Source organism: Kitasatospora sp. NPDC057500, assembly GCF_042802195.1.
GTDB lineage: Bacteria > Actinomycetota > Actinomycetes > Streptomycetales > Streptomycetaceae > Kitasatospora.
This window is the reverse complement of sequence record NZ_JBHVER010000244.1, coordinates 1-10,542: the sequence shown is the minus strand read 5'-3', so window position 1 is coordinate 10,542 and position 10,542 is coordinate 1. Positions and strand designations below refer to the sequence as shown.

The window sequence follows — 10,542 nt, the reverse complement described above, 5'->3', positions numbered from 1 at the left end:
CGCCCGCCCGAAGCACCCGAACCGCCCCCCGAACCGGCTGAACCGCCCGACCCGTCCGAACCGCCCGAACCCCCGGACCCGGCGTCACGCGGGCCCGGCGCCCCGCCTCAGCGCCGGTAGGCGGCGACGGTGACGGAGGCCGTCACCTCGACCGGCTCCGGCAGCGCGGCGAGCCGCTCCGCCAGCCGGTCCTGGTCGGTGTGCCAGGCGCTCGGCCCCATGCCGACCACGGTCCGCACGTCCTCGGCGGACAGCCGCAGCGTGAACTCGACCTCGCGCCGCCCGGCCGGCGTCAGGTGGGGCCCGAGCTTCTCGTCGATGCGCCGCTGCTTCTCCTCGTCGACCGACAGCAGCCCCAGCGCGGACACGAGTTCCCGCAGGTGGCGCGAGGTGGGTGCGACGAGCAGCAGGGTGCCCCCGGGCCGCAGCACGCGGCGCAGCTCGGGGCCGTTGCGCGGGGCGAACACATTGAGGACGAGCCCGGCGGCGCCGTCCAGCAGCGGCAGCGGGCGCCAGGCGTCGCAGACCACGGCGCCGATCCGGGGGTGGGCCTTCGCGGCGCGGCGCAGCGCGTACTTGGAGATGTCGAGGGCGGCGCCGGGCCGGCCCGGGAGGGCGTCGAGGACGTGGGCGAGGTAGTGGCCGGTGCCGGCGCCGAGGTCGGCGACGAGTCCTTCGGGGTCGGCGGCCGCGGCGGCCTCGGCGAGGGCGTCGGCGATCGGCCGGTAGTGGCCTGCGGCGAGGAAGTCGCTGCGGGCGGCGACCATGTCGGCGGTGTCGCCGGTGCCGGTGTGGGCGTCGCCCGCGAGCAGGCTGACGTAGCCCTGCTTGGCGACGTCGTGGCTGTGTCCGGCGGCGCAGCGCAGGGTGCGCCCGTCGGGGGTGAGCGGCTGCGCGCAGTGCGGGCAGGCCAGGTAGGGCTCGATGTCCTGCAGCAAGGGTCCGTCTTCTCTCGCGGCCCGGCCGGGTGCTCGGGCCGGGGGGTGCCAGCCTAACGAGCGGCGGCGCCCGGGCCCGCATCCGCCGGGGCGCCCGCCCTCGGGCCGGGGAGGCAGGGCCGGCCGGGCACGGACGGACGGCCCGGGGACGGCGAGCCGGGAAGGGACGGCGGGCCCGCCGCGGCGACCCGCAGCGCGAGCGCGGCCAGCGCCTCGGGCGCGCCGGCCTGCCCCCGGATGCCCGGGAAGGCGTTGACGTCGACGACGACCGGCTCGTCCGGCCCGTCCAGCAGGTCGACGCCGTAGACGTCGAGGCCGAACACCTCGCCGACGCGCAGCGCGAGCCGGGCCCGCCCGGCGGGCAGGTCGGCGGGCCCGAACCCGCCTCCGCCGTGCGGGGCCCCGGTGTGGCCGGGGTCGGCGAGTTCGGAGCGCCGGCGGGTGCAGAAGAGCCGGCCGTCGACGACCCAGAGCTTCTGGTCCCAGCCGGTGCTCGGTAGGTAGGGCTGGGCGACGACGGGCTCGCCGGGCCACTGCTCGGCGAGGGCGCGCAGCCCTGCGAGGTCGTCGGCGCGGGCGACGAGGTCGTGGCGGCGGCTGTGCCGGCTCTTGACGACCAGCGGGAGGGCGAGTCCGCCCGCCTCGGCGAGCGCGAGCAGTTCGGCGGGGCCGTCGGCGGTGCGGGTGGGCGCGAAGGGCAGGCCGGCCCGCCGGGCGAGGTCGGCCATGGCGGTGCGGTCCTGGCAGAGTTCGGTGGCGGCGGCCGTGTTGACGACGGGGGCGCCGCTCTCCTCCAGTGTCCGGGCGAGCGCGAGGGCCGCCGGGGTGCGGGCCTTGAGCAGGTAGACGTCGGCGAGCGGCCCGGCGCCCGCGGCGGGCGGGTCCGCCGGGTCGAGCGCCTCGACCCGGTGGCCGAGCGCGGTCAGCAGCGCGCCGGCCGCGGCGAGCAGCGGGTGGTCGGGGGCGGGGGTGATCAGCCCGATCCTCACAGCGCGCCGCCGACGCCGACCCCGCCGACGCCCACGCCGCCCTGCGCGGGCATCCGGACCGGCCCCGCGCCGAGCAGCCCGGACGCGTCCAGCGCCACGGCGGGCGCGGTGACCGCGGTGCCGGTGCGCGCCAGGCGCAGGACCGCCCGCGAGACCCGCGCGACCGCGTCCGGCACCTGCCGGAAGCTCGGGAAGTCGTTGATGTCGACGACCACCGGCCCGTCCGGTCCGAGCAGCACATCGACGCCGTACAGGTCGAGCCCGAACACCTCGCCGACCTGCGCGGCGATCCGCGCGACCTCGGCCGGCAGCGGCACCTGCCGCTCCCGCACCCCCTGCTCGGGGTTGAGCGGCGAGCACCGCTCGGTGGCGTACAGCTCGCCGTCGACGCAGTACACCTTGAGGTCGGTGCCGGAGTTGGGCACGTACGGCTGGGCGATGAGCAGGCCCTCGCCGGCCAGCAGCGGGCCGAGTTCGGCGAGGTGGCCGGGGTCGCGGACGAGCCGCACGGCCCGCCCCGAGCTGCCGTCGGCGGGCTTGACGACCAGCGGGTACTCGGCGGCCGGGATCTCGGCGAGCCGTTCCCAGCGGGCGGCGGCGTAGGTGACGGGGACGGGCAGCCCGCGGGTGCGGGCGATGACCGAGGCGAGGGCCTTGTCGCGGACGCCGCGGATCGAGCGGACGTCGTTGACGGTGGTGAGGCCGACGGCGGCGGCGGCCTCCAGCAGGGTGAGGCCGGGTCCGCCGGAGACGGTCTTGAGCACCCAGGCGTCGTGGCTCCCGGCGCGGACCGCCTCGGAGATCGCCATCAGCGAGTCGCCGGGGCGCAGCACGTCCACCCGGTGCCCCCACGCGGTGAGTTGGCGTACGACGTCGAGCGGCATGCCGTCGTGCCGGTAGTGCTCCTCCACCAGAAAGCAGAGCCTCATGACCCGGTCTTCCCCCTCGCTTCGCCCAGCGCGGACGTCCGCCGTTCCCGTCCGGCAGAGCTGTAAGGGCCCCAGGATGTCATGGGGCCCGTACACAAGATCGCCCGGCCTGGCGGCGTTCGGCAACAATCGCACGGAAGTGCCCGGGCCGGGCGGCTGCCGCGGCCGCCGTCCGCGGGCGGCCCGGCGCCGGTCCGCAAATCCCTGGCAGGAACGCGACGAGCCTGCTTGGATGCACGGCGTGACCTCTGACGATCCTGCAGCAGCCGTCCCCGACGCCGATCTCCTCCAGGAGATCGAGCGCTACTACGACGCGGTGCCGCGTTCCGCCGCCCGGGTCGAGGACTTCGGCCCGCTCAGCCTGTTCGTCCGGGAGGGCGCCGGCTGGCCGTACTACGCCCGCCCGGCACTGGGCCACGAGGGCCCGGCCGCCACCGCCGGGGACGTCCGCCGGGTGCTGGAGCGCCAGCGCGAGCTGGGTCTGCCGGAGGCGTTCGAGTGGGTGGCGGAGCACGATCCGCTGCTGCGCGCGGCGGTCGAGGAGGCGGGGCTGGCGGTGCACGAGCACCCGCTGCTGGTGCTGGGCCCGCGGCAGGAGGCGCCCGCGGCCCCGGGCGCGGCCGCGGTGCGGGTGCTGGCCGCCGACGACCCGTCGCTCGCGCACGCGCTGGCCGTCCCGCACCTGGCGTTCGACGAGCCGGGCACCGGCACGGGCAGCGCCGGGGCGACGGAACTCGCCGCGCGGGCCCGGGTGCTGGCGACCGACGGCTCTGCGCAGCGGGTCGCCGAACGGATCGCCTCCGGGCACACGGTGCTCGCCGCGGCGTTCGAGGACGGCACGCCGCTCTGCGCGGGCCAGCACAACCCGGTCGGCCCGGTCACCGAGGTGGCCGGCGTGGGCACGCTGCCCTCGGCGCGGCGGCGCGGGCTCGGCCTGGCGGTCACCGCGGCGCTGGTCGCGCACGCCAGGGCCCACGGGGTGCGGACGGTGTTCCTGTCCGCGGCCGACGAGGACGTGGCCCGGATCTACCGCCGGGCGGGCTTCCGCCCGTTCGCGACCGCGCTGATCGCCGAGCCCGCCGCGGCCGGCTGAGCCCGCCCTCCGCTACTCCGAGTCGTCGTCGTCCTCGCCGCTGACCTCCTCGTCCTCGGCCTCGTCCACCACCCAGGCGGCCAGCCGGTCCGCCACTCCGGAGACGGTCAGCCGCCCCTCGCGGATGGCCCGGGCGAGGCTGCGCACCTCGCGGGCCGTGGTCGCCACCGTGCAGCCGCTGGCCACCAGGTAGGCGTAGGCGACGGCGGTGGCGAAGAGCTCGTTGGTCTTCTCCAGCGCCGGCACCCGGATCAGCTGGTGCATGAGGGCGGCGGCGCGGTCCTGCGGTTCGGGGTAGACGGCGATGTCGAAGATCTCGGCCTGGTGCCGGGCGACGGCGGCGAGCAGCGATCCGTAGTCGGTGACCTGCGGGTCACCGGGCGTGTACTGCTCGGCGGTCATGAGCAGCCACGAGAGGTCGACCTCCAGCTTCAACGGCGCACGTCCTGGAGGTCGGCCCCGGCCCGCTGCTCGCCGAACTCGGCCAGGAACGCCGTCTCGTACTCCTTCATGAACTGCGCGGCAGCGTCGACGAACACCCGCCCGGCCTCGCCCATGTCCTGCTGGACCAGGCGCTCGATGTACTGGTTCATGCTGATCCCCTGCTGCTCCGCCCGTTCCCGGGCCATCTCCGCGGTGGTGGCGTCCACCCGGACGTTCAGCTGCTTCTTACCCATGAACCCCAAGCTAGCGCTGAAGTGCTAGCACAACAAGGGCGCGCGCGGCCCCGCGCGCGGCCCCCGCGCACGCCGCTCACGCGACCCGCTCGACGCCCGGCACCCACCGGGAGGGAGACTTGAAGAGTTCTTCACCTTCGGAGACTCTGAAGTGCCCTGAGCATTCCCTGGAGCGGCACCGACCGGTGTGGAGGCCGGCAATGACAGCCATGTTCGACCAGGAGCTGCGCGAGCAGCTCGCCCAGGCCCGCAAGGAACTCGCGGCCGCCCGGGCCGAAGGGGACGCCGACGGCGTCCAGGCGTACGAGGGCCGGATCGCCTCACTGATCCGCCTCGCCGCCCAGCACGGCATCACCCTGCCCCACGACGCCCGGGAAGAGGAACGCCCCCTGCCCTGAGCCGCCACGACGGAAGCACGGCAAGAGCCGGAGGCGGTACCCGGAGCGTCCCGGGTACCGCCTCCGGCGTCGTGCGCGGGTCACTCGCCCTCGACGGGCTCCAGGATCGCCACGCACTCGAAGTGGTGCGTCATCGGGAACAGGTCGAAGGCCCGCAGCGAGACCGGCCGGTAGCCGCCCTCGTGGAAGAACGCCAGGTCACGGGCGAGGGCCGCCGGGTCGCAGGCCACGTACGCGATCCGGCGGGCGCCGAGGCCCGCCAGGTGGGCGACGGTCTCCCGGCCGGCGCCCGCGCGCGGCGGGTCGAGGACGATCAGGTCGGTCGCGGTGATCCCGGTGCGCGGCAGCAGCGACTCCACCCGGTCGCACTCGATCCGGACGTTCTCCAGCGCGGCCAGGTTGTGCCGGGCGTCGGCCACCGCCTGCTTGCCGGACTCGATGCCGAGCACCGCGCCGTCCTCGCCGACCCGGTCGGCCAGCGCGCCCGCGAACAGGCCCACCCCGCAGTACAGGTCGAGCGCGTTCTCGCCCCACTGCGGGTCCAGGCCGTCGAGGACGGCGTCGACCAGGGTGTCCGGCGCCTCCGGGTGGATCTGCCAGAAGCCGCCGTTGCTGACCCGCCAGGTCCGCCCGGCGGCGCGCTCGCGCACGAAGGAGCGACCGTGCACCTTGTGGGTGTTGCCCTGCTCGTCGATGCGGGCGATGGAGACCGGACGGTCCAGCTCGACCAGCGGCAGCTGGGCGCCCGGCGCCGGGGTGAGCACCACCTGGCGGTCCGAGGAACCGGAGGCGGCGATCGCCTCGACCGAGGCGACGCCCGGCCAGTCGCGGGCTTCCACGCCCAGCTCGGTGACGCCCTCGGCGGCGATCAGGCAGCGGTCGACCGGCTGGATCTCGTGCGAGCGGTGCTTGCGCAGCCCGACCTTGCCGCTCTCCGGGTCGACCGCGTACTGGACGCGGGTGCGCCAGGCCGGCACCTGGCCGGCCGGCAGCTTGCCGCCCACCGGCTCGACGCTGCCGTCCCAGCCGGCCTCGGCCGGGGTCAGGCCGGCCAGCTTGGCCAGCTGCTCGGTCAGCACCTGCACCTTGAGCTTGCGCTGGCCGCCCGGCGTGACGTGCTGCCAGTCGCAGCCGCCGCACTTGCCGGGTCCGGCGAACGGGCACGGCGGGGCGATCCGGTCCTTGGCGGGTTCCAGGACCTCCACCGCGTCGGCCCGCAGGAAGCGCGAGGTGGTGGTGCCCTCGGTGACCTGCGCGATCACCTTCTCGCCCGGCAGCGCGTGCCGGACGAACAGCACCCGGCCCTCGTGCCGGGCCACGCAGTGCCCGCCGCCGTGCGCGACGGGGCCGACCTCGACCTCGTAGCGCTCGCCGACCAGCGGGTCGCCGGTGGGAGCCTTGGGGACCCTGGGCGCCTTGGGAGCGGCCTCGGCCCGGGGCGCGCGGGCGCCGCCGCGCAGCGCCCGCGGCGGGCGCACGGTCTGCTTGCGCGGGCGCGCGCCGCCCTTCGCCTGCCCCTCCCGGCCCTCGCGCGCCTCACCGCGCGCCTCACCGCGCGCCTGACCACGCTCACCGCGCTCCGGACGCTCGCCGCGCGACGGGCGCGACGGCTCCTCCACGCGCTCCGGGGCGCGCTCCTCCGGCGCGAGCGGCGCCGTCCGCGCGGTGAAGCCGTCGCGGTCGGTCGCCTCCGGCCGCGACGGCTTGCCCCAGCGCGGCCGGGCGACCTGCCCGGGCTTGGCGGCGGCACCGCCCTTGCGGGCACCCTTGCCCGAGGAACCGTGGGAACGAGACGGGGTGTTGCGGGTCACTGGGAGGCGTCCTTCTTGCTGTCGTCAGCGGGGCCGGCGGGCTTCGCCGAGGCTTCCGACTTTACGGCCTTGGGCACCCGCGGCTCACCACGCCGGACGGAACCCGGCGCCGACCAGGCCTTCTGCGGCTTGCGCCGCTCCGAGGACTCCAACTGCCACGGCACCGAGGTCACCATCACACCCGGCTTGAACAGCAGCCGGCCCTTGAGCCGCAGCGCGCTCTGGTTGTGCAGCAGGTGCTCGTACCAGTGGCCGACCACGTACTCGGGGATGTAGACCGACACCACGTCGCGCGGGCTGCTGCGGCGCAGGTTCTTCACGTAGTCCAGCACCGGCCCGGTGATCTCCCGGTACGGCGAGTCCAGCACCTTGAGCGGCACCTCGATACCGCGCTCGTCCCAGTCGTCGCGCAGCGCCGCCGTGTCCGCCGGGTCGACGTTCACGGTCACCGCCTCCAGGGTGTGCGCCCGTGCCAGCCGCGCGTACGCCAGCGCCCGCAGCGCCGGCTTGTGCAGCTTGGAGACCAGCACGATCGCGTGCACCCGGGTGGGCAGCACCACGTCGTCCGGTTCCTCGGCCGCCACCAGCTCCGCGGAGACCCGGTCGTAGTGCCGGCGGATCGCCTTCATCATCACGAACAGCACGACCATCGCCGCGATCGCGATCCAGGCGTGGCTGATCTTGGTGGCGAGCACGACGATCAGCACCGCCATGGTCATCACCAGGCCGAAGGTGTTGATCGCCCGGCTGCGCTGCATGTGGCGGCGCTTGGCCGGGTCGGTCTCGGTGCGCAGGTTCCTGGTCCAGTGCCGGATCATGCCGGACTGGCTCATGTTGAACGACACGAAGACGCCGACGATGTACAGCTGGATCAGCCGCGTCGGGTCCGCGTCGAAGGCGATGATGAACAGGATCGCGGCCAGCGCCAGCAGGATGATGCCGTTGGAGAAGGCCAGCCGGTCGCCGCGGGTGTGCAGCTGGCGCGGCAGGTAGCGGTCCTGCGCCAGGATCGAGCCCAGCACCGGGAAGCCGTTGAACGCGGTGTTCGCGGCCAGCACCAGGATCAGCCCGGTGACGGCGGCGACGAAGTAGAAGCCCGGCGTGAAGTTCGAGAACACCGCCTCGCTGATCTGCGCCAGCGCGGTCTTCTGGTGGTAGTCGCCGGGCGCGCCGACCAGCTGGTGGGACTCCTCGGCCATCTGGACGCCGGTCAGCCGGGCCAGCCAGATGATGCCCATGAACATCACGACCGCGATGGTCGCCATCATCAGCAGCGTCGTCGCCGCGTTCCTGCTCTTCGGCTTGCGGAACGCCGGCACGCCGTTGGAGATCGCCTCCACGCCGGTCAGCGCCGCACAGCCCGAGGAGAACGCCTTGAGCAGCAGGAACACCATGGCGAAGCCCGCCAGGTTCTCGTTCCCCGGGGTCGCCTCCAGATGGAAGCCGGAGCTCTCCGAAGGCATGTCCTGCCCCAGCCCGAAGTGCCGGACCACGCCGTACACCACCATGCCGAGCACGCCGACCATGAAGGCGTAGGTCGGAACGGCGAAGGCCGTACCGGACTCCCGGACACCGCGCAGGTTCATCCCCATCAGCACTATGACCACGACGACCGACAGCGTCAGCTCGTGCCCGCGCAGCGCCGGCACCGCCGACACCACGTTGGCCACGCCCGAGGTGGTGGACACCGCCACGGTGAGGATGTAGTCGACCATCAGCGCACTCGCGACCACCAGGCCCGAGTTCGGGCCGTGGTTCACCGTGGCGACCTCGTAGTCACCGCCGCCGCTCGGGTAGGCGTGCACGTTCTGCCGGTACGAGGCCACCACCGCGAGCATGACGATGGCGACCACGACGCCGATCTGCCACGAGAAGTGGATGGCAGAGGCACCCGCCAGGGAGAGGGTCAGCAGGATCTCCTCGGGCGCGTACGCGACCGAGGAGAGCGCGTCCGAGGCGAAGACGGGCAGCGCGATGCGCTTGGGGAGCAGCGTCTCCCCCAGCTTGTCGCTGCGCAACGCACGCCCGATGAGGATGCGTTTCGGTAGGTCAGTCGGCATAGGCACGTTAAGGAATCGTAGGGGCAGTGCGCCGCCCGGTCCGACGGGCGCCCCCCGATGATGCCCCCTTCGTCGCGACTGCGTTCGGTGGACCGGCTAGCGTGTCGGATACGAGCAGGCGGGCAACACTGTGGTTGTCGTGCCGAGCCCCACGAGGAAGCCCGCCCGGACAGCGGGGCGGGGAAACGGAGATCCAACGGTGTTTGCGCAGGTCATGGCCCCAATAGGACGGGTGAGGTAGCGCCGGTGCACATCGTCATCATGGGCTGCGGCCGGGTGGGCTCCGCGCTCGCCCGCGCACTGGAGAAACAGGGCCACTCGGTGGCCGTCGTCGACCAGGACCCGACGGCCTTCCGTCGGCTGGGCGCCGGGTTCAACGGGCGCCGGGTCACCGGGGTCGGCTTCGACCAGGACACCCTGAGGGAGGCCGGCATCGAGGAGGCGGGCGCCTTCGCCGCCGTCTCCAGCGGTGACAACTCCAACATCATCGCGGCCCGGGTGGCCCGGGAGAACTTCGGCGTGGAGAACGTCGCGGCCCGGATCTACGACCCCCGGCGCGCCGAGGTCTACCAGCGCCTGGGCATCCCCACCGTCGCCACCGTCCGCTGGACGGCCGACCAGATGCTGCGCCGGCTGCTGCCGAGCGGCGCCGAGCCGCTCTGGCAGGACCCGACCGGCGCCGTCCTGCTCGCCGAGGTCGCCTACGCCCCCGAGTGGGTCGGCCACCGGGTCAGCGAGCTGGAGGCGGCCTCCGGCGCCCGGGTGGCGTTCGTCACCCGCCTCGGCGAGGGCGTGCTGCCCTCGTCCCAGATGGTGGTGCAGGAGGGCGACCTGGTGCACGTCACGCTGCGCCGGGCCGACCTGACGGCGGTCGAGGCCGCGTTCGCGCAGGGCCCGCAGAAGGAAGGTCACTGATGCGAGTCGCCATTGCCGGGGCCGGCGCCGTCGGCCGCTCGATCGCGGGCGAGCTGCTGGAGAACGGCCACGAGGTCCTGCTGATCGACAAGAACCCCAACTCCATCTCGGTGGAGCGGGTGCCCATGGCGGAGTGGCTGCTGGCCGACGCCTGCGAGATCACCTCGCTGGACGAGGCCGCCCTGCAGCGCTGCCACGTGGTGATCGCCGCGACCGGTGACGACAAGGTCAACCTGGTCGTCTCGCTGCTCGCGAAGACCGAGTACGGCGTGCCGCGGGTGGTCGCCCGGGTCAACAACCCGAAGAACGAGTGGCTCTTCAACGAGTCCTGGGGCGTGGACGTCGCCGTCTCCACCCCGCGCCTGATGTCCGCCCTGGTCGAGGAGGCGGTCAGCGTCGGCGACCTGGTCCGGCTGATGCGCTTCAGCCAGGGCAACGCCAACCTGGTCGAGCTGACCCTCGCCGAGGACACCGAGCTGGTCGGCACCCGCGTCGGCGACGTGCCGTGGCCGCCGGACACCGCGCTGGTGACCATCCTCCGCGAGGGCCGGGTCCTGGTGCCCGGCAAGGACGACACCCTGGAGGGCGGCGACGAGCTGCTCTTCGTGGCCGCCCAGGAGCGCGAGGAGGAGCTGGAGAACCTGCTCTCCAGCTCGGCCGGCGCCCAGTAGGGCCGGACGCAGGAGCGGACCGACCGACGCCGAGGGCCCGCACTCGTTTCGAGTGCGGGCC

The 10,542-nt window shown here is 74.3% G+C and carries 11 protein-coding genes; 4 read left to right on the top strand and 7 right to left on the bottom strand.

Annotation, left to right across the window (positions count from 1 at the left end):
- Window positions 1-107: 107 nt before the first annotated feature.
- From ACFU74_RS32825 to ACFU74_RS32815, 3 genes are read right to left on the bottom strand one after another with little or no spacing between them, the layout of a single operon-like run.
- Complete coding sequence (locus ACFU74_RS32825) at window positions 108-938, bottom strand: putative RNA methyltransferase (protein WP_380763464.1); 831 nt, start codon at window positions 936-938, stop codon at window positions 108-110.
- A 53-nt stretch (window positions 939-991) separates the two neighbouring features.
- On the bottom strand, window positions 992-1,927 hold the full coding sequence (locus ACFU74_RS32820) for a RimK family alpha-L-glutamate ligase (protein ID WP_380763462.1): 936 nt from the start codon (window positions 1,925-1,927) through the stop codon (window positions 992-994).
- A complete protein-coding gene (locus ACFU74_RS32815) occupies window positions 1,924-2,856 on the bottom strand; it encodes a RimK family alpha-L-glutamate ligase (RefSeq protein WP_380763460.1) in 933 nt (310 codons plus the stop codon). Before ACFU74_RS32815 ends, ACFU74_RS32820 begins: the two co-directional genes overlap by 4 nt.
- A 232-nt stretch (window positions 2,857-3,088) precedes the next feature.
- On the opposite strand from ACFU74_RS32815, the gene ACFU74_RS32810 reads away from it, so the two are divergent.
- Complete coding sequence (locus ACFU74_RS32810; protein ID WP_380763458.1) at window positions 3,089-3,949, top strand: GNAT family N-acetyltransferase; 861 nt, start codon at window positions 3,089-3,091, stop codon at window positions 3,947-3,949.
- Window positions 3,950-3,961: 12 nt separating this feature from the next.
- On the opposite strand, the gene ACFU74_RS32805 is transcribed toward ACFU74_RS32810, so the two are convergent.
- Together ACFU74_RS32805 and ACFU74_RS32800 are read right to left on the bottom strand one after the other, a co-directional pair.
- Window positions 3,962-4,384: a fic family toxin-antitoxin system, toxin component gene (locus tag ACFU74_RS32805; protein ID WP_344332774.1), complete on the bottom strand. Its 423-nt coding sequence runs from the start codon at window positions 4,382-4,384 to the stop codon at window positions 3,962-3,964.
- Complete coding sequence (locus tag ACFU74_RS32800; protein WP_380763456.1) at window positions 4,381-4,626, bottom strand: toxin-antitoxin system HicB family antitoxin; 246 nt, start codon at window positions 4,624-4,626, stop codon at window positions 4,381-4,383. The genes ACFU74_RS32805 and ACFU74_RS32800 overlap by 4 nt, the downstream gene beginning before the upstream one ends.
- 200 nt (window positions 4,627-4,826) lie before the next feature.
- Here ACFU74_RS32800 and ACFU74_RS32795 point away from each other — a divergent pair, with 200 nt between their 5' ends.
- Window positions 4,827-5,024, top strand: a complete 198-nt coding sequence (locus ACFU74_RS32795) for a hypothetical protein (protein ID WP_380763454.1) — start codon at window positions 4,827-4,829, stop codon at window positions 5,022-5,024.
- 80 nt (window positions 5,025-5,104) lie between these two features.
- Here ACFU74_RS32795 and ACFU74_RS32790 read toward each other — a convergent pair whose 3' ends face one another.
- Together ACFU74_RS32790 and ACFU74_RS32785 are read right to left on the bottom strand one after the other, a co-directional pair.
- A complete protein-coding gene (locus ACFU74_RS32790) occupies window positions 5,105-6,403 on the bottom strand; it encodes a class I SAM-dependent RNA methyltransferase (protein ID WP_380763468.1) in 1,299 nt (432 codons plus the stop codon).
- A gap of 428 nt (window positions 6,404-6,831) precedes the next feature.
- Window positions 6,832-8,895, bottom strand: coding sequence for an APC family permease (locus ACFU74_RS32785; protein ID WP_380763466.1), 2,064 nt, complete (start codon window positions 8,893-8,895; stop codon window positions 6,832-6,834).
- Window positions 8,896-9,141: 246 nt separating this feature from the next.
- Here ACFU74_RS32785 and ACFU74_RS32780 point away from each other — a divergent pair, with 246 nt between their 5' ends.
- Both ACFU74_RS32780 and ACFU74_RS32775 read left to right on the top strand, forming a co-directional pair.
- Window positions 9,142-9,810: a potassium channel family protein gene (locus tag ACFU74_RS32780; RefSeq protein ID WP_380763452.1), complete on the top strand. Its 669-nt coding sequence runs from the start codon at window positions 9,142-9,144 to the stop codon at window positions 9,808-9,810.
- Window positions 9,810-10,481: a potassium channel family protein gene (locus ACFU74_RS32775; RefSeq protein WP_380763450.1), complete on the top strand. Its 672-nt coding sequence runs from the start codon at window positions 9,810-9,812 to the stop codon at window positions 10,479-10,481. The genes ACFU74_RS32780 and ACFU74_RS32775 overlap by 1 nt, the downstream gene beginning before the upstream one ends.
- Window positions 10,482-10,542: the final 61 nt, after the last annotated feature.